16 protein-coding genes, 2 tRNA genes and 2 pseudogenes are annotated in these 21,123 nt (G+C 62.8%); 4 read left to right on the top strand and 16 right to left on the bottom strand.

The window, feature by feature from the left end; genetic code table 11:
- Positions 1–6: 6 nt before the first annotated feature.
- The 4 genes and pseudogenes from BG22_RS00215 to BG22_RS00205 form a co-directional block, all read left to right on the top strand.
- Positions 7–1,749: pseudogene (locus BG22_RS00215) on the top strand (FAD-binding protein); the annotation flags it as partial.
- A 78-nt stretch (positions 1,750–1,827) separates the two neighbouring features.
- Positions 1,828–2,229, top strand: coding sequence for a hypothetical protein (locus BG22_RS11380; protein ID WP_375137674.1), 402 nt, complete (start codon positions 1,828–1,830; stop codon positions 2,227–2,229).
- Positions 2,230–2,367: 138 nt separating this feature from the next.
- A complete protein-coding gene (locus tag BG22_RS00210; protein ID WP_140492101.1) occupies positions 2,368–3,414 on the top strand; it encodes a succinate dehydrogenase/fumarate reductase iron-sulfur subunit in 1,047 nt (348 codons plus the stop codon).
- 134 nt (positions 3,415–3,548) lie between these two features.
- Positions 3,549–4,214 (top strand): O-methyltransferase, encoded by a 666-nt coding sequence (locus BG22_RS00205; RefSeq protein WP_140491944.1) that lies wholly within the window; start codon positions 3,549–3,551, stop codon positions 4,212–4,214.
- A gap of 167 nt (positions 4,215–4,381) precedes the next feature.
- Here the strand turns inward: BG22_RS00205 and BG22_RS00200 are convergent, their stop codons facing one another.
- The 16 genes and pseudogenes from BG22_RS00200 to BG22_RS00120 all read right to left on the bottom strand — a co-directional run bounded on the left by BG22_RS00200 (position 4,382) and on the right by BG22_RS00120 (position 20,976).
- Positions 4,382–5,302 (bottom strand): TIGR00730 family Rossman fold protein, encoded by a 921-nt coding sequence (locus BG22_RS00200; protein WP_258186138.1) that lies wholly within the window; start codon positions 5,300–5,302, stop codon positions 4,382–4,384.
- Positions 5,303–5,532: 230 nt separating this feature from the next.
- A pseudogene (locus tag BG22_RS00195) lies at positions 5,533–6,927 on the bottom strand (Na+/H+ antiporter NhaA); the annotation flags it as partial.
- A gap of 426 nt (positions 6,928–7,353) precedes the next feature.
- Positions 7,354–8,562, bottom strand: coding sequence for a MalY/PatB family protein (locus BG22_RS00190; protein ID WP_140491938.1), 1,209 nt, complete (start codon positions 8,560–8,562; stop codon positions 7,354–7,356).
- 378 nt (positions 8,563–8,940) lie between these two features.
- Positions 8,941–9,174 (bottom strand): hypothetical protein, encoded by a 234-nt coding sequence (locus BG22_RS00185; RefSeq protein ID WP_140491935.1) that lies wholly within the window; start codon positions 9,172–9,174, stop codon positions 8,941–8,943.
- A 57-nt stretch (positions 9,175–9,231) separates the two neighbouring features.
- Positions 9,232–9,618, bottom strand: coding sequence for a type II toxin-antitoxin system YafQ family toxin (locus tag BG22_RS00180; RefSeq protein ID WP_140491932.1), 387 nt, complete (start codon positions 9,616–9,618; stop codon positions 9,232–9,234).
- 393 nt (positions 9,619–10,011) lie between these two features.
- Positions 10,012–10,085, bottom strand: a tRNA-Arg gene (locus BG22_RS00175).
- Positions 10,086–10,114: 29 nt separating this feature from the next.
- Positions 10,115–10,188, bottom strand: a tRNA-Arg gene (locus BG22_RS00170).
- Between the two features lie 86 nt (positions 10,189–10,274).
- Positions 10,275–11,780, bottom strand: a complete 1,506-nt coding sequence (gene clpX, locus BG22_RS00165) for an ATP-dependent Clp protease ATP-binding subunit ClpX (protein ID WP_258186131.1) — start codon at positions 11,778–11,780, stop codon at positions 10,275–10,277.
- Between the two features lie 297 nt (positions 11,781–12,077).
- Positions 12,078–12,785 (bottom strand): ATP-dependent Clp protease proteolytic subunit, encoded by a 708-nt coding sequence (locus BG22_RS00155; RefSeq protein ID WP_140491930.1) that lies wholly within the window; start codon positions 12,783–12,785, stop codon positions 12,078–12,080.
- Positions 12,786–12,790: 5 nt separating this feature from the next.
- Positions 12,791–13,417, bottom strand: a complete 627-nt coding sequence (locus tag BG22_RS00150) for an ATP-dependent Clp protease proteolytic subunit (protein ID WP_094668284.1) — start codon at positions 13,415–13,417, stop codon at positions 12,791–12,793.
- Positions 13,418–13,640: 223 nt separating this feature from the next.
- Positions 13,641–14,024, bottom strand: a complete 384-nt coding sequence (locus BG22_RS00145) for a transcriptional regulator (protein ID WP_094668283.1) — start codon at positions 14,022–14,024, stop codon at positions 13,641–13,643.
- Positions 14,025–14,178: 154 nt separating this feature from the next.
- Positions 14,179–15,300 carry an N-methyl-L-tryptophan oxidase gene (gene solA / locus BG22_RS00140; RefSeq protein WP_140491927.1) on the bottom strand — a complete coding sequence of 374 codons (1,122 nt, stop codon included), beginning with the start codon at positions 15,298–15,300 and terminating at the stop codon, positions 14,179–14,181.
- Between the two features lie 241 nt (positions 15,301–15,541).
- Positions 15,542–17,077, bottom strand: coding sequence for a chloride channel protein (locus BG22_RS00135; protein WP_140491924.1), 1,536 nt, complete (start codon positions 17,075–17,077; stop codon positions 15,542–15,544).
- A gap of 394 nt (positions 17,078–17,471) precedes the next feature.
- The gene (tig, locus tag BG22_RS00130; protein ID WP_140491921.1) at positions 17,472–18,857 is read right to left on the bottom strand and encodes a trigger factor; all 1,386 of its coding nucleotides are present in this window, start codon (positions 18,855–18,857) and stop codon (positions 17,472–17,474) included.
- Positions 18,858–18,910: 53 nt separating this feature from the next.
- A complete protein-coding gene (locus BG22_RS00125; protein ID WP_140491918.1) occupies positions 18,911–20,218 on the bottom strand; it encodes an HRDC domain-containing protein in 1,308 nt (435 codons plus the stop codon).
- Positions 20,215–20,976: a DUF3000 family protein gene (locus tag BG22_RS00120; protein ID WP_140491915.1), complete on the bottom strand. Its 762-nt coding sequence runs from the start codon at positions 20,974–20,976 to the stop codon at positions 20,215–20,217. Before BG22_RS00120 ends, BG22_RS00125 begins: the two co-directional genes overlap by 4 nt.
- Between the last annotated feature and the right edge of the window lie 147 nt (positions 20,977–21,123).

Raw genomic sequence — 21,123 nt, 5'->3', positions numbered from 1 at the left:
AACACCATGAGTCCGAAACGTTTGGAAGATATGTACGATGCGGTGATTGTGGGCGCCGGGGCGGCCGGCTTGTCGGCGGCGGTGGGATTGCTGCGATCCCCTGAAATCGGCGACCTCAGCGAGCAGGGCGTGGACCCGAAGATCCTGGTGGTCTCCAAGCTGCAGCCGCTGCGCTCGCACACCGGCTCCGCGGAGGGCGGCATCGCGGCGAGCCTGGGCAATGTGGAATCCGACGACTGGCATTGGCATTACTACGACACCATCAAGGGCGGCGACTGGCTCGTCGATCAGGATGCGGCCAAGCTGCTCGCCGAATACGCGCCGGAGACCGTGATCAATCTGGAGCGGCAGGGCGTGGCGTTCTCCCGTACCGAGGACGGTCATATCGCCCAACGTCGGTTCGGTGGCCATACCCGTGATTTCGGCGGCGAACCGGTCAAGCGCGCAGCCTATGCGGCCGACCGTATCGGCCATCAGATTCTGCACACCTTATGGCAGCAGTGCGTGGCGCAGGGCGTCGAATTCGCCGAGGAGTGGTACGTGACCGATCTGGTGCTGGCGAACGAGGCCGACTCGGCCGCCGACCCTTACCGATTCGTCGCGAACGGCACTGACAACGCAGGCAACTCGGAAGACGCTGGCAACGGCGCGCCCGCCTCAAATCAAGCTGCGCCGCTTCACGCGGACGGTCGGGGCGGTCGTGTGGCCGGCATCGTGGCGATGGACACCCATACCGGCAAAATCCAGGCCATTCATGCACGCAACGTGCTTATCGCCACTGGCGGCGCGGGCCGGTTGTTCCATACTACGTCCAACTCGTGGGACCTGACCGGTGACGGCATGGCGCTGGCCTTGGCGTCCGGGTTGCAGCTCGAGGACATCGAGTTCGTGCAGTTCCATCCCACCGGTTTGGCCCATACCGGCATCCTGCTCTCCGAAGCGGCCCGTGCCGAGAGCGGCATTCTGAGGAACGCCGACGGTGAGGCGTTCATGGAGCGCTATGCTCCGGAACACCGGGATCTAGCGGCACGAGACGTGGTATCCCGCTCCATCATGGCGGAAATCGATGCGGGCCGCGGCGTCGCCGATCCGAAGGATCCGGAGGGTCCGAAGGACTGCGTCTGGCTTGATATGACCGGCATCGAAACGCAGCATATGCGTGAGACGCTGCCTCAGGTGGTGGAGACCATCGAACAATATGCGAATCTCGACCCGGCCAAGGACTGGGTGCCGATCAAGCCCACCGCGCATTACACGATGGGCGGCATCCCCGTCACCACGGAGGGAGAGGTGTACCGGTGGGCCACGCAGAACGGGCAGAGCCCGACGACAACCGGCCCGGAACACACCAGCCCGGAGCACACCAGCAACGGCGATACCGGTAGCAGCAATACCGACAACAATGGAGCCGACGACGTAATTGCCCCCGCCCAGACCACCGGTCGTCGCGTGATCGTCGAAGGACTGTTCGCCGCCGGCGAATGCTCCTGCGTCTCCGTGCATGGCGCGAACCGTCTCGGTGGCAACTCGCTGCTTGACGCATGCCTGTTCGGCACGCGAGCTGGCCATGCCCTGGCCGCGCGCATCGCGGAGAATCCGGTGGACTCCCCCATGGCCAACGAATCCACCGAGGAAGCCGACGAACCACTGATCGCCGCCGTGGACAGGGCCGCAAGCGACCGTACGTCCGAGCTGAACGCCCTGCTTGCAGGCCCCGATGCGGCCATCGACGACGAGCCGGCCCCGGACGAGGCCGAAACACCGTCGGACGGGAATTCCGGCACCTCGGCAGCGACCGGGGAGGCACTCGATAACCCCTACGCGCTCATGGCCCGACTGGGCACGATCATGGACCGTGCGCTGGCCGTGCGCTGCAGCCGTGACACCATTGAAACGGCGAAGCAGCAGATCGCGGAAGTCATCGCACCGGCTGCGGCGGCCCTGCGCGCGCACGACAAGACCGCCGCGTTCAATCAGGAGGTCACCGCAATCTGGGAGGCACGGCATCTCCTGCTTCTCGCAGAGGCCATGCTCGATGCCAGCAATGCCCGCGAGGAATCCCGCGGCTCCCTGCAGAGGCTGGACCACCCCCGACGCAACGACGAGCGGTTCCTGGCGCACTCCATGACCCGGATCGCCCCATCGAACGGCGCCGATGCGGCATCCGCCAGCCAGACGTGGCAACCGGTGCATATCGCCGATTACCCGCCTCAGAGCCGCGCATACTGAATCCCGCAATCAGGCGATTGCCCGGACCTACGGTGGTCTTTCCGGAGTCTCCCCAATCGAAGACCGACTTATTGTGCCGCACGCCTAGGGCTTGTGGCACAATAAGTTGGCTGAATATCGACGTCATGGAGGCAGATGATGGCTGAGGCGAACTACACGACCGTCACGTTGCAGGTGCATCGTTTCACGCCGCGCGCCGAGCGTGCGGAACGTGCTCGCGGAGGTAGCCCGTTCGCCCGGAAAAGCTCACCATTCGGCGGCGGAGCCGATGCCTCGGCACGTCGTCGTCCGCGCGGCAAGCAGTGGGTGCAGGAGTACATCATTCCCGCCCGCCCCGAAGATACGGTTCTGGATTGTCTGATGACCATCAAGCGCATGGTGGATCCCACGCTGGCGTTCCGTTACTCGTGCGGCCATGGCATGTGCGGCTCCGACGCCGTATCCATCAACGGCACGCCGACCCTGCTGTGCACCGCCTCCGTCCGCGACTGGGCGAAGCAGCCCAGCGCCCTGCCACAGGTCGATAACGAGGGCTTCCGCCATATCGGCTCCGAACGGGCCGTTCCCGCCGAATCTGAAGCGACGGCTGCAGGCACGCTCTCCATCGACGGTGCCGACCGTACTGATGCCAATGCCACGGACGCCACCGATGCCCCCGACACCGCCGCCGCGACCAGTGCCGTGTCGAACACCCAAGCGGCCTCCGGCTCCCTCGGCGTCATCGAGCTCGCTCCCCTGCCCGGCTTCCCGCCGCAGCGCGACCTCATTGCGGACATCGACCCGATGCTGAATCAGATCAGAAAGCTCACCCCCTACCTGCAGGCCGATGGCGTGCTCGCCACCACGTCCGAAGGCAAGGTGGATGTGTTCGAATACCTGCAGCATCCGGACCAGCTGGCCAAGTATGAGACGCTGAGCAACTGCATCGCGTGCGGCGTGTGCGAAGGCTCCTGCCCAGTGTTCGCCGGCGGCGACGCGTTCATCGGTCCGGCCGCGCTGGTCTGGTCCTCCCGCTTCATCAACGATTCGCGCGACACCAAGGCCATGGCCCGCATGGATGCCATCGACACCACGGACGGCGTGGCGGCCTGCCAGTCCGTACGCGCCTGCTCCCGTCACTGCCCGCGCGGCATCGATGTCGGCGAGGAGATGTGGCAGATCGTGGCCAAGGTACGCGAACGCTGAACGCCGCCGCGGACGCAGACGGCAAAACAGCCGGATGACAGCACGCATCGCGGCACACGCATACGGACGGCACGGCACACGCGCCCAGACCTGAGACGAAGTCGGCTGGACGATACGAGAAGGAATCGAAGATCATGGACAAGACGCAATACACGAATCTCGCCAAGGCTTGGGAGTTCACGGAGGAGCATGCCCGGGAGCTCGAGCCGGACGCCATCGCCGACGCCCGCGCCGCAGCCGATCAGGCCGGGCAGCTTCAAGGACCGGCCGCCCAGGCGCGACTGCTGGGTCTTCTGGTACAGCTCACCGGCGCGTCGTCGGTGATTGCGGTGGGCACCGGCTCTTTGGTGGAGACGCTGCAGCTGATGCATGCGCTGAACGGCGCCGGTCAGCTGACGGCCGTGGATTCCTCCGCGCAGGGAATCATGCTGATTCGCAAGGCGTTCGCGGCCTTGCAGGACGTCACCGACACCTCACTGCGAGCGGTGAACGCGCCGACCAGCGTGTTTCTGCCGCGACTGAACGCCCATGACTACGATCTCATCGTCGTGGCGGGCGACCCGGAGAACTACGCCTCCACATTCGCCCAGGCGTCGCGTTTGCTGCGTGAGCATGGCGCCATCGTCTTCACCGATGTGCTGGCGCTGGCCTCCGAACAGGGAGGCGTGCTCAATGCGGCCGACCGCAGCGACAAGACGGTGGCCATGCGCGAGCTCATCGCCACCGTTGAGCAGGACGAGGGCTTCACCTCCACCCTCACGCCGGACGGCACCGGCATGCTGATCGCCGTCAAACAGTGATTGGGCTGCGATCTAATAATCTGAGATCGCAGCCCGACAACGGCCGAGCTGCCAGCCATAACAGACCGACGACACACGCGAAATCTGGTCTTGCACACGAAAAAACGCCGGTCCAGTTTGTTGCGGAATAGTTGCGGAATAACCGCGCCGATGAGATCAGAGCGAGGTCAGAGTCCCTTGGTGACGAGCTTCACGGCCTCGTCGGGATCGTCGGTCAGCGTGACCAGATGCGGGTCGATGGCGGAGATCATGCCATGATCCGAGACCGGGCCGTTAAGCCAGTCAAACAGGCCCTGCCAATACTCTTCGCCATACAAAACAACCGGCATGTTGGCCACCTTATGGGTCTGCACGAGGGTCAATACTTCAAACATCTCGTCCAGCGTGCCGAAGCCTCCCGGGCATACGATCACACCGGAGGCGTACTTGACGAACATGGTCTTGCGGACGAAGAAGTACCGGAAGCTCATGCCAAGATTCACCCACTGGTTGAGTCCCTGCTCATGCGGCAGCTCGATACCGAGTCCCACCGACTTGCCGCCCGCGAGCGCCGCTCCCCTGTTCGCGGCCTCCATAACGCCCGGCCCGCCGCCGGTGATTACGGCAATGTTGCGCTTGGCGATCTGACTGCCCATACGACGGGCGGCCTTGTACACGGGGTCGGTACGCGGGGTGCGTGCCGAACCGAAGATCGCGACCGCAGGACCGAGCTCGGCAAGCGCGCCGAACCCGTCCACGAACTCCGATTGGATGCGCAGCACACGCCACGGATCCATGTGCAGCCAGTCGGTATCCGCGTCGGGCTTCAGGAGGTTGGCTGTGGTGTTGTCCTTGGGGATCATCTGACCGCGCAGAATCACCGGGCCGCGATGATAGGTGTCGCCGAGCGGCGAGGCGTCCTCCAAATCGACCGGCTCCACAGGCGCGGTCACCGCATTCAAAGCATCCGCGGCATCTGAAGCATCCACGGCCACCGCACCATCCGCAGCCACCGAAGCATCACCCTGCGTATCCGCCCCGTCAGCGTCAGCCTCGTCACCAGTCGCATCAGCCGCCTCAGCCGTCATCGCTTCCGCCTCAGCCGTCATCGCTTCCGCCGCCGCGGACACGGCCGGCTCCCCGTCATGCTTGTGCTTCTTCGGATGCTTCCGCGCCGTCGGCTCGTTCGTCTCGTTCAGTGCCTCTTCGGCGTCCTTCCCGGCTTCGGCTTTCTTGGCCTTCTTCTGCTTCTTGGCCATCTGATTATCTCCTTGATCGTATTGGATGCGCGTCCGCTCTCCTCGGCCTGCTGCTGGCGCTTGGCCCGCATTTCGGCGATCTCCTCGGGGGTGAACGCATCCATGGTCACGCTCTGTGTGCCATCGGCCAGCGTACCAGCATGCTCCTCGATCACATGACCGGTATCCGTCTCATGGTCCGGTCCTTGGCCATGAACCATCTTGGCGGATGCCTCCAGAGTGAACCGCTTCGACTGGCGGCTCAGCAGGATACCGGCAATCAACGCGGAAATCAGCGATCCGACCAGCACGCCGAACCGGGCCTCCGCCGAAAGCTCCGCGTTGCTGTACGCCAGCGATGCGATGAGGAAGGACACGGTGAAGCCGATGCCGCAGGCGCACGCGGTGGGGATCATGTCGCGCACCTTCAGTCCCTTCGGCATGTTGAGTCCACCCAGATGGGTCGCCACCCAAGCGGTGGCGATGATGCCGAACGGCTTGCCGACGACCAACGCCACGATGAGTGCGATGACCACCGGCGAAAGCATGAGTTCGGGCGTCAACTCGGCGAAGTGCACACCGGTGGCGAACAGGGCGAAAATCGGCAGCGCGAGCAGCGCGGAGAACGGCTGCAGCTTGGAAGCGTACCGTTCGGCGCGCGGCGTGGCCTCGCCATGCATCTCGCGGGAGGGGGTGAACAGGCCGACCAGCACACCGGCGAGCGTGGGATGCACGCCGGCCTCGAACATCATCACCCACGCAAGGATGCCGACGACGCCCACCGCGATCCAGGGCACACGCTTCATCCGCACCAGCACCGTCCAGACGGCCGTGCACGCCGCGATGCCCAGGAACCAGTACCAATCGTTGAGGGAGGAGAAGAACACGGCGATCAGAATGATGGCCAGCAGATCGTCCACGGTGGCGAGGGTCATGAGGAACGCGCGGATCGAGCCGGGCAGTCCTTTGGCGAACAAGGCGAGTACGGCCAGCGAGAACGCGATGTCCGTGGCCGTGGGCACCGCCCAGCCATGGGCCATCTCACCAAACGGGACTATGCTTCTCGTGCTGGGAAGCACCACATTGCCCACGCCTCCCGGACCGTATTGCGAGAACAGCGCGGCCACGATCACGAACAGTATCGGAGGCATGAGCATGCCGCCCGCCGCGCACAGCATCGGCACGGCCGCCGCCTTGGGATTGGCCAATGAACCGGTGGTGAGCTCTTGTTTGAGCTCAAGTCCGACGGTCAGGAAGAAGATGGTGAGCAGGCCGTCCTGCGCCCAATGCCCAATCGGCAGATCGATGTTGGTGTAGGGGATGCCGATCTGCGTCTCCGCGATGGACTCGAAGAGGTGGTAGGTCAGCGGCAGGTTAGCCGCCACCAATCCGACCAATGCGAACCCAAGCATGATCAGACCCGACACACGGTCGGATGCGGCAAGTCTGCGAATTGCGGCCCATGGCCCTTGCTTCACCACGCTGTTCGCCATCATCCGCTCCTTGTCTCTCGGGTCTCCCGATGCCTGCTGCTCTTTCTATCGGACGATTCCGTCATCGACCGCGTATATGGTCCGTCGTCTGTGCAATCTCACCTCTCGCGACGCGCACCCATAACCGGAGTCGGACCGTCACGTACCGTCCATACTACGAAATATCCACGGACGTTCCGCCCCGGGCGGAGCCGGCGATGCCGCAGGCGCGCCTTATCCAGTGTCCTGTGACAATTCGTTGATTTTCTTTTGGCGCCCTCGTCAGAGGAGCTGGCCAGCAAAAGCGGAACTGAGGGGTGGTCACTTTCGCCGACGAATTTCTGACGTAGAACACTGGGTGGCATCAGCGAGCTTCCGGCAAAGATACCGGATCGTCCACGTTCCCAGTAGCCGTTCGCGGAACCGGGGCAATCGTCCAGTGCCCGCGAGTCAACGCCGGGATGCCAGCGCCTGCTCCAGACGGGTCAGGACACGTTCGAGCAGTGCTGTCGGACACGCCAGATTGACGCGCTCGAAGTAGTCGCCGGAATGGCCGAACAGGGAGCCTTCATCGAACCAGACGCGGCCCTTCTCGCGCAGGAACGTGCGCAATGCCTCCGGCGAGGCGAACCCGAGCCCCCTGCAATCGATCCACGCCAGATACGTGCCCTCGGGCTCGATCAGGCGAATGCCGTCCGTGTGTTCGGCGAACTCGCGGACGAGTCCGAGGTTGCGTTCCAATACGGTCATCAGTTCATCCAACCATCCTGCGGCATGGTTGTACGCGGCTTGGCAGGCCACCAGCCCAAAGTGGCTCACGGTCAGTCCGCCGATGTTCTCGGCCGCGATGTCGAAGCGGCGCTTGAGATCGGAGTTGGGGATGATGACGTTGGAGCACAGCAGACCGGCCAGATTGAAGGTCTTGGTCGGCGCGGTGAATTCGAATACGTTGGCGGCGTACTCCTCCCCCAACGCGGAGAACATCGTGACCTGATGGCCGGGGTAGGCGAAATCAGCGTGGATTTCGTCACATAGGACGATCACACCGTGCTTCAGACAGATGTCGCCGATGCGCCGCAACTCGTCGGCGGTCCAGACACGGCCGACCGGATTGTGCGGATTGCACAGGATCATCGCGGTCGTGCGCGGGTCGGAGGCTTTGGCCTCCAAGTCGTCGAAATCGATGGTGTATCGGCCGGCCGCCTCGTCCAGGACCAGTTCATTGTCGAGGATGGTCAGGCCGTTGCGTTCGGCGGCGAACGTGAACGGGTAGTAGACGGGCCGCTGGATGATGACCTTGTCGCCGGGGTGCGTGACGGCGCGCAGGGCCGTGTTGATGGCCGGCATGACGCCGTCGGACAGGCTCACCCAGGACGGGTCCACGTCGAAACCGTGACGACGCGACATCCAACCGGTGAGGGCCGCGAAATAGTCGTCGGTGGCGTAGTCGTAGCCGAACACATCGTTGGCGGCGGACGCGACCAAGGCCTCGACGATTTCGGGCGCGGGCTTGAACTCCATGTCCGCCACGGACAGAGGCACAACGTCGCGACTATCGGGGCCCATCTCCTCCTCGATTTCATGCCATTTGATGGACGTCGAACCGTGCCGTTCCAGAATGGAATCGAAATCGTATCGGGTCTGCTGCGCCTGCGTCATCACGTTCCTTTCACTCCCAGAGAAACAACCCGAACCATCGTAATGGCGGATTGTGACGAATGACGGCGAATTTCCGTGACGAATAACGATGAATCTCTCTCCCCACCCGTCTTTCGACGGGATTTCCCGCATCAGAGGGAGCTATAACCGCTGGACCGCCAGACGCAATTTGGTCTATACCCCACGATTTATCCCATGATTCGTCTCAGTCTGCCTCTTCCCATCCCCTTACCGTCTTTCTCCACCACTCCAGAGTACATATTTCGAGCTATGAGCCCATATTTCAGGGAAGGGGACGTTAATAATTTGAACCGCTCGAATTCGATAACCTCATTGGTTAAGCCACGCACAGCCTTGGCTTTTTTCAACCAAGCGGCCTCAATCATCAAGCCCCATTCCGCGCGCGAACGCATCCCAATCCGCATCAGTACACAGGACGGTATCGGTGGGCAAAGCATGCAACGTTTTACTCACGGCCTCAGCCTCAACCGGCAATCCTGCCGACGCATACCCGGCCAAGTAAGCGTTAATCATGCTAATCAGATTATCGCCTCTGCTTTTCGCCACAGCTTCGGCCGAAGCGTAGGCGGGCAGACTTTCCACAACAGTCATATCACACCACCTTTCACTAGTAGTTCTCCGAAAACCGCTCAACCCAGACAGCTGCGACTATGCCAAAATCCCGGCTCTCACCTGAGATTCGGTTAAGCCATGCGCTCTAATCTCCTCGGCCTCGTCCTTCGGGTCAGGCCAACGAGAAGAATCAAACACGCATTTATACAACTCCCAATGAGTACAGACACGCACCAACAACACATGCCCGTGAAGCACCCGATATATCACAAGCACGTCAGGCTCGGCATGACATTCCATATAACCGGAAAGACAGCCGCGATCATGCCCCAACGGGTGCGGGTCACACGATTCAGGCACGCCACCATACTCAAGAAGATGATAATCAAGCAAGTCGTACACCGATTCAGCCCAATCATGCGAATACCTACGCAACCGCTCGATATCACCGTAAAACCAATCGGTAGCGTTATACTCAATCATTCGGCGTCAACCTTATCCATGACGCTACGAATACTGGATAACAGCTCATTCTTGGAACGATAACGACGAATACCGGTAGGCAATTCATCACCGAGATGGGAAGCCTCATTCATCTGGGCTACACGGCGGAGCCGAGCCGACGCTATCCGCTTGGCCCTACGTTCCATAACCATTGTTACCATGTCTGACACCTCGCTTTCAATTGGTTTCAGCGTATCCCAGTGATGTTAGGACACGCTATGAGGGTTCACGGCCCTTTACTATCAACTCATACGACGCGGGGCAATGCCATGCCGGATACCGTGTCGCCTTGACGGATCGCATGCGCACATTGAAAAGCACTGACCAACATTGAAAAAAGCCTCGGAAGCATTTCGCTACCGAGGCTTATCGTGCGCCAGACAGGATTCGAACCTGCGACCTGCTGATCCGTAGTCAGCTGCTCTAATCCGCTGGGCTACTGGCGCATACCACTGTTATCCCCGTGGTTCGGGAGTGCGCCAGACAGGATTCGAACCTGCGACCTGCTGATCCGTAGTCAGCTGCTCTAATCCGCTGGGCTACTGGCGCATGTTGTCGTTCAAACAACTCGATATATAATACACGCACGAACCGACTATGCAACTTGAGTTACCATTCGGCGTGTCTCGTTGGAATCATGCGGTTTTTCGCTGTTCGCCGTATGACTCATACGTCGGCTCACGCAGTAATTTCGGGCTACTGGTCCCCTCCACGGATGCGCGATCCACGATCACCTGCCGCACATCGTCGAGACTGGGCAGCTGGAACATGGTGTTCTGCAGGGTGCGTTCGATGATCGAGCGCAGTCCGCGTGCCCCAATGCCCTGAGAGATGGCCGTATCGGCGATGGCCCGTATGGCCTGTTCGGTGAACTGAAGATCGACGCCGTCTACGGCGAACAGCTTGCGGTACTGCTTGACCAACGCGTTGGCCGGCTGCGTCAGAATCGCGCTCAGATCGTCCACGGTCAACTCCTTCAGGACGCTGATGACGGGCAGACGTCCGATGAATTCGGGCAGCAAACCGAATTCGGCTAGATCGTCCGCATTGACATGCTCCAGCAGTTCGTCGTCCTTGAGATCGGCGTCATGCCAGTTCACGCCGAACCCGCTTTCCCGTCGTCCAAGTCGCCGACGCACAATGTCGGTAAGCCCCACGAACGCCCCACCGCACACGAACAGAATGTCGCGCGTGTCCATCTGCACGGTCTCCTGCTCCTTGTGCTTGCGGGTGCCCTCCAGAGGCACGGCGGCGATGGTCCCCTCAAGAATCTTCAGCAGCGCCTGTTGCACGCCCTCGCCGGACACGTCGCGGGTGATGGAGGTGTTTTCGCCGGATTTGCGCGCGATCTTGTCTATCTCGTCGATGTAAACGATGCCGTGTTGGGCGCGCGCGACATCACCGTCGGCGGCCTGCAGAAGCCGTTGGAGCACGGTTTCCACGTCGTCGCCCACGTATCCCGCCTCGGTGAGGGTGGTGGCGTCCGTGATAACGAATGGCACGTTCATCACGCGGGCCAGCGACTGGGCGAGATAGGTCTTGCCCACGCCGGTGGGCCCGAGCAGCAGGATGTTCGACTTGGCGACCTCGACGTCGGCCAGGGAGTCGTTCCGCCGACGCGAGGTCGCGCGTGCACGCCGATGCCGCGAGACGGTGCTTTGGCCATAGGAGGACGGCCCGGATGACGGAACGCCATCGGATTCGTCGCTGATACCGCCAACGAATCCGTCAAGTCCGCCGCCGGCTCCGCCCGCTTCCCCGAAAATCTCCTGATCTGCGGGCAACATGGCGTCGCCGCCCGCACGCCGACCGTCCTCCAGACGCTCGGCGCCCTCGCGCAGCTCCATGTTGACTCGTTTGTAATGGTTGTACACGGCCACGGACAGGGCTCGCTTGGCGTCCTCCTGCCCGACCACGTACCGGTTGAGATACTCGAAGATCTGAACGGGCTTGGGCAGCACGAGCGTATTGACTTCGGCGTCCTTGACCCGTTCTTCGGAGATGATCTCGACGCACAGCTGAATGCATTCGTCGCAGATGGAGGCGTTGGGACCGGCCACCAGCTTCTTCACCTGACGTTCGGTCTTGTTGCAGAACGTGCAACGGGGAATCTCCTCGTTGTAGCTGACCACCCGTCCCATGGCATCTCCTTTGCCTGTTGCCTCGCTGCGCGACCGTCTTCCGATGCATCCGTCCTGCCGAACATTGCCGGAATGGATGCATTCGGCCAATCCGATGAATCGCCGGTTCCGCAGAATCGCCGAATCGCCTATTCCCCTACCAGCCGTAAACAACGAACCACCGGCAGACAGGGAGCCCGGAAAAGACCTTTAGATGACACCATACCCCCGGTCGACGTCGGCCGAGGGTATTGCGATGATGAACAGGGAAGCCCGTCGCACACTTGGTGAGTCGCTACCGACGCGTCCCCGCCGGACTCACTGACGGTGCTCGAGCACCTCGTCCACGATGCCGTATTCCTTGGCTTCGGGCGCGGTCAGGAAGGTGTCCACCTCGATGTCGCGGCGAATCTTCTCCACGTCCTGACCGGTGTGCTTGGCGAGCGTGTTCTCGAGCCACTCGCGCATGCGCAGCATCTCGCGAGCCTGAATCTCGATCTCGGTGGCCTTGCCGAAGCCCTGGTCGATGGCCGGCTGGTGGATGAGCACACGGGCGTTCGGCAACATGAGACGCTTGCCCTTGGCACCGGAGGCCAGCAGGATGGCTGCCGCGGAGGCCGCCTGGCCGAGGCAGACGGTCTGCACGTCCGGCTTGATGTATTGCATGGTGTCGTAGATGGCGGTCATGGCCGTCATCGAACCGCCGGGCGAGTTGATGTACATCATCACGTCGCGGTTCGGGTCCTGCGATTCGAGGACCAGCAGCTGGGCCATCACATCGTCGGCGGAGGCGTCGTCCACCTGCACACCGAGGAAGATGATGCGATCCTCGAACAGACGGGAGTAGGCGTCCTGGGTCTTCATGCCATACGGGGTCTTCTCCACGAACTGCGGCATAACGTAACGGTTGGTCGGCATCGCCGCATCGCGCGCGGCGCGGGCCGCCGCCGGCACGAATCCGGCCACGCAACGGGCGCCGGCCAGACGGTCGGCGCGGGCCGCGAACTTCGCTTCTTCACTTGCCATGATGCTCACTCCCCCTGCTTGGTGTCGTTGCCGATGGTGTCCGGCGTGGTCACGAGCTTGTCGACGAAGCCGTAGTCCAGCGCCTCCTTGGCGGTGAACCAGTGGTCGTACTCGTTGTCGCGGTAGATCTCCTCGACCGTGTGGCCGGTCTGCTCGGCGGTCAGCTCGGCCATGGTCTTCTTCATGTCCATGATGAGCTCGGCGTTGATGCGCACATCGGTGGTGGTGCCGCCGATGCCGCCGGACGGCTGGTGCATGAGCACACGGGCGTGCGAGGTCAGGTAGCGCTTGCCCTTGGTGCCAGAGCTCAGCAGGAACTGGCCCATGGAGGCGCACATGCCCAGACCCACGGTGGCCACGTCCGGCTCGATGAGCTGCATGGTGTCGTAGATGGCCATGCCGGCGGTGATGGAGCCGCCCGGGGAGTTGATGTACAGCCAGATGTCCTTCTTCGGGTCCTCGGCGGCCAGCATCAGCAGCTGGGCGCAGATGCGGTTGGCCATATCGTCCTTGACCTCCTCACCCATCCAGATGATGCGGTCCTTCAGCAGACGGTTGAAAATCGGGTCGACGGGGCCGGCCGGGACGTCATCGCCCGCCATGACCGGCAAGGTCGCAAAGGTATTGCTCACCTTGGTTCTCCTTAACTCAAAACTCGAACATTGTTCAGACTACCGCCTTGAAGCGACCGACAACAGCTTTCATCCCGATTTCGGCGCCCAGCGTAGGCGACCGCGGCCAGCGTACGCGACCGCAGCCACGGTACGCGACCGCGACCGTTCACCGCCAGTCGCAACAAACCGCCAGTCGCACAGACCGCCAGCCATACAGGCATCCGCAGACTCCGGCATCCGGCTACTCCAACGTGTCGAGCACGTCGTCAATGAGAAGCCGCTCCTGTGTACGGGCGCCGTCATTCTTGAGCCGCGGGAACCGTCGTTCGGCGTTGGCCGGGCTGGCGCCGGCCGCGCGGGCGACGTTCGACTTGCTGGAGCCGTGCGCCACGGCCTTCTCCGCGAGCCGGTCGACCAGCGAGTCGGAGACCTGCCGCATCCGCTCGGCCACCCACAACTGGGCCATGTCCTGACTCAGTCCGTAATCCTCGGCGAGTTCGCTGGAAGCCTCCTGGATGGCCGCCCACAGCACCATGAACGGCTTGCGGTAATAGGCGATCTGCTCGTTCAGCGGCTCGCCATCGATCGCCGCCAAAGCCTTGCGGTCCTCGGTGTTTTCGGACATATACCGCTCATCGCCTCCCAAACCAATTCAATCGACAATCTCAATCCGCGCTTCCCCACAACTACGTGTCTGCCCTGACTTTACGGATTGACTTCAGTGGTGGGAAGCGTCACCACGGCACTTCCCACCACGTCGCATGACGTTGCCATCCACTCTAGAAGCGATTCAGCCTGAACGGCGACAAATCGAACGGGATGTCTTTCCCGGCCGCCTCGCCCGCCAGAATCTCGCCGAGCACGCTGGCGAATTTGAATCCGTGACCGCTCAGACCAGTCACAATCGTGACGTTACTGTAGCCCGGAGCCTGGTCGATGATGAAATCGCCATCCGGTGACATGTCATACGTGCACGAAGCGCCATATGCCAGCGCGCCAACGCCCCGCAGGAAATGCTCCGTAATCGGCGCCACTTCACGGTCGTCTCCCTCAATTTCACCGAACGGCACCCGATCACCCGGCTTGCCGATCAGCTGCCCGTCTTGATGCCGTCCAATCTTGATCGTGCCGTTCGTGGCGGGGAAACCATAAAACTGCGTCCCGTCGCGGTCTTCGATGATATACGCCGGGAAACCGTTCTCGGCGGCCAGTTCCGGCGCCGCTTCAAACCACGCGAAGACCTTGCGGGTCGGTTGTACCGGCAGGTCCGGAACCAGCGCCTTCACCCAGGTACCGACGGTTACCACCGCTCGACGACCAACGAAAGTACCTTGTTCCGTCGTCACGACGACATTGTCCGCCGCATCCGAGCCGATCTTCAGCACCCGATTGTCGAACGACTGGTCGGCGCCGGACCGTTTCGCCAGTTCGATATACGTCGCAATGGCGTTTTCCGAGAACAGGACCCCTGCGTCGCGCTCGACCAGCACCTGATAGTCCGCCGGCAACTGCCATGCCGGCCATAGTTCACGGACCGTCGTCCCATCGTATTCGTCGACCGCCAACTGATAATGGTCAGCCGTCTCCCTGACCGTGCGTAGAAATTCCGAATCAATCGGGCCCGCGTTCAGCACACCTGTCCGTTCGAAGATGGGCCTGTCCGTCAGCGTCGCCAGTTCATTCCATAATTCCTGCGCCCGCAGCACCATCGGGACATACGCCCCGCCCTCACCATACGCATGACGAATGATGCGCGTCTCGCCGTGATGTGACCCTTCGGTATGCGGCGGCGTGTGCGCATCGATTTCCAAGACGTCCAGCCCCTGCTTCGCGGCATAGTAACCGGTGGCGGCACCGACCGAGCCGGTTCCGACGATAATCAGATCATATACGTGTGCCATAGAGTCATCTCCCCTTGTCTGTGAAATCATTCCCCAATGATTTCCCGATAGCATATCATGTTCGCCGCTCTGCTCGGCCTATGGAATCGTGAGGTGGAGTTCTCATCAATGGTGTTAATAGGTCACAGAGGTCATGAATGTGCTCACACAAGCGGAACCGGCCGTTCGTGCCGGACATGTTGAATCCGCCCGCCTGCGTTGCCAGATATCTTTGGTCTCACCCTTCTTGGATACGACACAATCATGAGCGACTTTCGCCCAACGTTTCCCGGCGTTTCATGCCGTCCAGCACCCACTTGGAGACCAACGCGGAGGAGGCCACGGCCAGGCCGACCGGCACGAAGAACGTGATCGGCGCTTCGGTCAGCTCCATCACGAGGCACATGGCCATGAGCGGAGCCTGCTGGGATGCGGAGAGCAGGGCGGCCGCGCCGATCAGCGCGCAGGCGGTGACCGAATCGGCTGGGAAGGCGAACATCCAGACAAGCCCCAGCATCGCGCCGAGCGTCGATCCCAGTGCGATGCCCGGCTGCAGCACGCCGCCGGACGCGCCGGAGCGGATGGTCATCAGCGTGATCAGTGCTTTGGCCACGAACGTCAGGGCCAGCACGGCCAGAATCATCCCGACATGGGAGAGCGTCAGCACCGTGCCGGCGTTGGGGGCAAGCCCGGAGCCGAAATCGAGCCACGAGCCGGTACCCGTGCCAGTGACGGACGTGCCCGAAGCCGCAACGGTACCGGACGCATCGGCGGACGCACTGGCACCGGCGACGACGCCACTCCCCCCGCTCAGCAGCGTCCACGGCGACGCGGCTGCCGATGCCGGCGACTGCACGGCGCCCGAAGTGCCGGCGACCTCGGGGATGAACGTGCTGAATCCGAGCTGCGCGGCGGCACGGCCGTTGCCCATCACCTGCGGCACGAACACCGCCACCAGACCGGTCACTAGACCGACGAGCGGCATCTGCCATAGAATCGCCCGATCCGCGGGCTTGTGCGCCTCCGCCCACGAGGAGCCCTTGCGGAACAGCGCACCCACCGCGCCGCATGCCGCGCCGCACAGCAGGGCGAACAGCATCAGCGTCGGCGTGGAGGAGGGCTGCATCGCGGTGATGTCATAGAACGTGTGATGGCCTTTGATGGAGGCCGCCACGAACGCCGCCACCGCCGACATGCCCAGACCGAACGCCACCTTCTCGATGGTCACGTCCACCAGCAGAATCTCCACGGCGAAGAACATGCCCGCCAGCGGCGCGTTGTAGACGCCGCCGAGTCCGGCACCCGCAGCGACCGCCACCACCATACGGCGGTCGATCCCACTATCGCCCTCGATATGGAACAAATCGCAGAATCGCTGGGCGAGCATTGCGCCGAGTTCGCGCGGGGCGACCTCCCGGCCGATCGACGCGCCGGAGCCCACGATGAAGATCTGCAGCACCACATGCAGCACGGTCTGCCATACCGGCATTCGCTCCCCTGCCACGGCTTTCTTGACCGAGGGCACCTTGGTGGTTTTGTGGCGCAGCAGATACCAGATCACGCCGGCGACCGTCATGCCGAGCGTCACCGAGATCACACGGCGGACCGCCGGAACGCCGAACGGTCCGGGCAGTTCCGAACCTTCGATGTAGCCGAGCATCACATGTTCGACACCGTACAACAGCAGCGTCAGCAGTCCGGCACCCGCGCCGATGACCGCGCCCAGCGCCAGCACGGCGAGGATGATCCAGCCGAGGCGTTTTCCATCGAGTTGTGCGTTCGTCTGTGTATGTGTCATTGCGCCAACTCCTCATGCTTTGTCTTGTTTGCCGTCTGACTCTATAGTTCTCGTTCCGAAAGCGGCCCGTGAAGGGTAGGAGCGTACAGGGGCTTCCGTAGGAACGGAATCGTCATGTGCTCCATCGCAAGACTACCCCCTCAGTCGGCTTCGCCGACAGCTCCCCCTGATAGGGGGCGCCGAATATGGGGACCAAGCATTGCCGATAGCTCCCCTGGTAGGGGGAACCGAGACGTGGGGGCGAACTATTGCCGACAGGCAGGGGAACCGGTTGCGGACCACATTGGGACAAATCACACCTGCCAACCCGATACGGGGAGCCGAATATAACAAAGCCCGGAACCTTGGGCGGGTTCCGGGCTCGAACGATCACGCTAGCGCGCGAAAGTCATGCTCACTCGGCGTCGGCCGGCTTGTCCTCGTCGGACTTGGACAGCTCGTCGGCCACGGCGGCAGCGGCGGAGGCGGCCTCGACGGACTCGGACTCCTCATCCTCGGCGGCCTCGCCCAGGAAGGCGGAAAGGTCCACGACCTCGCCGTCGGCGGTGAACTTCACGGCGCGCATACCGGCGAGCAGGCCCTTGGAGCGGCCCACTTCCTGCACGGCGGAACCGAGCTGGCCGTTCTTGATGATGGCCTGGATGAAGGCGTTCGGATCCATGCCGTACTGCTGGGCGATGGAGGCGAGGAAGTTGAACACGTCGGCCTGGGAGACCTTGACGTCCAGCTTCTGGGCCAGGGCGTCCAGAACCATCTGGTCGCGCAGATCCTTCTCAACGTTCTTCTCGGCCTCGGCCTTCTGCTCGTCGGTGGCCTTCTCCGGGTCCGGGGTCATGCCCTTGAGCTGCTCCTCGACCATCTTGGCCTTGACGCCCTTCGGCACCGGGATCTCCAGACCCTCCTGCAGCTTGGCGATGAAGGCGTCGCGGGCCTCGGTGGCCTGACGGCCTTCGGCATCCTGGCCGGCGGCCTTGCGGATGTCGGCCTTGAGCTCGTCCAGAGTGTCGAACTCGGAAGCCTCGGAAGCGAACTCATCGTTCAGCTCCGGCAGCTCCTCGGCCTTGACAGAGTTGACCTTGACCTTGACCTGGGCCTTCTCACCCTCGTGCTCGCCGGCTTCCAGCGTGCCCTCGAAGGTGGTCTCCTCGCCGGCGGACAGGCCGTCAAGGGCCTCATCCAGACCGTCGAGCATGGTGTTGGAGCCGAGCTCGTAGCTCACGCCCTCCTGGGAATCGACGACTTCGCCGTTGATCTCGGCGCTCAGGTCGATGTTGGCGAAGTCACCCTTGGTGGCCGGGCGATCCACGCCGACCAAGGTGCCGAAGCGCTGGCGCAGGGCCTCAAGACGCTTCTCCACGTCCTCGTCCTTGACCTCCGGCTTGGCGATGGCGATCTCCATGCCGTCGATCTCCGGCAGCTCGAAGTCCGGGCGACGCTCCACGGTGGCGGTGAACTTCAGCTTGGTCTCATCCTTGGCGGACTGCGGAACCTCCTGCACGTCGAACTCCGGCTGGTCCATCGGGTGGATCTGCTTCTCCTCCAGAGCCTTGGAGTACAGCTCCGGCACGGCGTCGTTCACGGCCTCGCCGGCGACGGCGGCAAAGCCGATGCGCTGGTCGATGATCTTGCCGGGCACGTGGCCCTTACGGAAGCCGGGAACGTTCACCTGCTTGGCGATTTCCTTGCGAGCCTTGTCCAGGAACGGGTCAAGCTCTTCCGGGTCGACGGTGATGGTGAGCTTCACCTTGGTGGGCTCGAGGTTACGAACGCTGATCTTCACGCTAATGACTCCTCAAAAGTCGTTTTTCTTAACAATCTGCCGTAAGGCAACCTCTATATGATAGCGCTAGTTACGGACGGTGCGATAAGCCGCACCTGCCAGTTTCTCGCTCCCTGTTCGGCGAGGAATTCCTCCACGTCCAGATCGGAGACGTTTTCGCTCCAGCACAGGTTGCGCAGAATCTGCGGCTTGATGACGATTTCGGGCGGCGTGCGGGTGTCCTCGGCGATCTGGTTGACCACCCGACGCACGCGCTGCAGCCGTTCGTACCGGTCGGGATGACGCTGCTGCCACAGCTTCATCGACCGCGGCGCGTTGACCACCATGCCGTTCTCATCCTGCTCGGGAGAGGGCATCGTGGGCCATTCGCTGGGTTTCAGGGCCAGGGCGCGGTCGATGGCGACCTTCCACACCTTCGGTTTTACTTCACGCTGAATGGGCGCGTAACGCTCGAACATCTTGTCCTGTTCGGTGCCGGTGCGGATGCGCACGCGCTCGTTGAGCGAACGCAGGGCGCGGAACTGCGCCGCGTTGCGCGGCTTGGCCGTGGCCGCCTCGATGATCGAGGCGTCCGCGAGCAACAGGGTCGGAGCGATGTCGTACCGCTTGGCAAGACGATCGCGCTCCTCCCACAGCGATTTGGCGATGGCCAGCCCCTTGGGGTCACGGCTCAGCTGGGTGATGTGCGAAATCCTCAGCCATGGAATCGGATGATGCGACCGGTGCGGCCCCAGTCCCTCGGCCAAGGCATGGGAGAACTCCTCGGCGGCCCATTCGTCCTTGCCGTGCGATTTCAGGTCCTTGCGCATGAGCTCCTCGAGCTCGATGAGCACCTCCACGTCGAGCGCCGCATAATTACGCCAGTCGCGGGGCAGCGGACGATATGACCAGTCGGCGGCGGAATGCTCCTTGGCAAGCGTGATGCCGAGATAGTGCTCGGTCACGGCCGCCAGGCCGAATCGGTGCAGGCCGAGCAGTCGGGCGGCGATCTCCGTGTCGAACAGGGCTTTCGGCTTCAGTCCGATGTCGGCGAAACCGGGCAGGTCCATCAGCGAATCATGCAGAATCCATACTGCGTCGCCCACCGCATCGTTGAATTCGTCCCAGTCCGCCCCGGCGGCGGTCAATGCGACCGGGTCCAGCAGTGCGATGCCGGCGCCTTCGCGCTTGAACTGGATGAGCCAGTCCTCATGGCCGTACCTGAATCCCGATGCCCGCTCAGCATCCGCGGCCAGGGGGCCGTCCGCCTCGGCCAAGGCCTCGCAGTACCGGTGATAGTCGGCGAGCGTGGAGGTGACATCTGGCACTCCCCCGCGTGGTTCCTTGAGTAACCGTGGTTCGGTCTCACGGACGTCGCTCAACTGCAGTCATCCTCCTCCGGGCGAACTGTCGATCTGATGAAAGCGGCCCACGAGTTGATTTGTGCGCCGGCGTCCATCGTACCGTCTGGACCGGTCCCGTCAAGCGGCGTCCAGGATACGCGGATCTCCGCTCCGGCGCTGGGGGCTTCGGACAGCGCGCCGAACACGGTGTTGCGGGTGACGGTCACCGTGCCGGCCATCGAGTCCGGTTCGATGTATTCCACGTAGTCGCACATGGCGTCCCAGTACATGCCCGGGGCCAGCGGATCATCCTCGGATTCCTCCAACGGCAGGCGCGCGAACGCCACGCAACGCCAGCTGGAATCCCAGCCGGCACGCGGCGTGCGGGCGTAAAGCATCATCAGCCAGCCGGTGGCGTGGTGGGGTTGCATGTCGGCATCGGTCCTAAAACCGGCACCCATACCCGTGCCAGCGCCCGCGCCGGTATCGGCACTGGCACCGGCGCCGATACCATTCGAGGCGCCGGAACCAACACCGGTACCGGAAAAAGCGAGCTCTGCATCCTCGTCGTCCGCCTCAAGTTCCACGCCGATGCCGAAATCGGCCAATGTGGAGGACACCGGAATCTCCCGGTATCGTACGCCGTGGAGTCGCGGCATCAGGTCCACGGATTCTACGGCCGCCCATACGTCATCCGGCACCCCTCTGGGGCGCGTAAGGCGCTGCTGCTTGCCGGCGTCATCGCCAGGCCTCGTCGCGGCAGGAGCGCCCGCCGGAAAAGCGAAGATCTCAGCCATATCATCAGGGTAAGGCAGCGACGCCCGTTTGCCGGTATCGGCACGCTTTGCCGCCGAACATCTCTTCACCGGGCGACGGTTGCCCGCTCACACCCGCACCTGCCCGCTCATTCCGGGAATCTTGGTTATTTCCGGTTATTCCGCTCG

It is taken from the genome of Bifidobacterium sp. UTBIF-78, from assembly GCF_006408945.1.
Lineage (GTDB): Bacteria > Actinomycetota > Actinomycetes > Actinomycetales > Bifidobacteriaceae > Bifidobacterium > Bifidobacterium myosotis.
This window is presented reverse-complemented; position numbering and strand designations above follow the sequence as displayed.

Coding starts and splice junctions, on each gene's coding strand:
- BG22_RS11380 (WP_375137674.1), top strand. CDS start 1,828: ATGGCCCGACTGGGCACGATCATGGACCGTGCGCTGGCCGTGCGCTGC.
- BG22_RS00210 (WP_140492101.1), top strand. CDS start 2,368: ATGGCTGAGGCGAACTACACGACCGTCACGTTGCAGGTGCATCGTTTC.
- BG22_RS00205 (WP_140491944.1), top strand. CDS start 3,549: ATGGACAAGACGCAATACACGAATCTCGCCAAGGCTTGGGAGTTCACG.
- BG22_RS00200 (WP_258186138.1), bottom strand. CDS start 5,302: ATGACGGCTGAGGCGGAAGCGATGACGGCTGAGGCGGCTGATGCGACT.
- BG22_RS00190 (WP_140491938.1), bottom strand. CDS start 8,562: ATGACGCAGGCGCAGCAGACCCGATACGATTTCGATTCCATTCTGGAA.
- BG22_RS00185 (WP_140491935.1), bottom strand. CDS start 9,174: ATGACTGTTGTGGAAAGTCTGCCCGCCTACGCTTCGGCCGAAGCTGTG.
- BG22_RS00180 (WP_140491932.1), bottom strand. CDS start 9,618: ATGATTGAGTATAACGCTACCGATTGGTTTTACGGTGATATCGAGCGG.
- clpX (WP_258186131.1), bottom strand. CDS start 11,780: ATGGGACGGGTGGTCAGCTACAACGAGGAGATTCCCCGTTGCACGTTC.
- BG22_RS00155 (WP_140491930.1), bottom strand. CDS start 12,785: ATGGCAAGTGAAGAAGCGAAGTTCGCGGCCCGCGCCGACCGTCTGGCC.
- BG22_RS00145 (WP_094668283.1), bottom strand. CDS start 14,024: ATGTCCGAAAACACCGAGGACCGCAAGGCTTTGGCGGCGATCGATGGC.
- solA (WP_140491927.1), bottom strand. CDS start 15,300: ATGGCACACGTATATGATCTGATTATCGTCGGAACCGGCTCGGTCGGT.
- BG22_RS00135 (WP_140491924.1), bottom strand. CDS start 17,077: ATGACACATACACAGACGAACGCACAACTCGATGGAAAACGCCTCGGC.
- BG22_RS00120 (WP_140491915.1), bottom strand. CDS start 20,976: ATGGCTGAGATCTTCGCTTTTCCGGCGGGCGCTCCTGCCGCGACGAGG.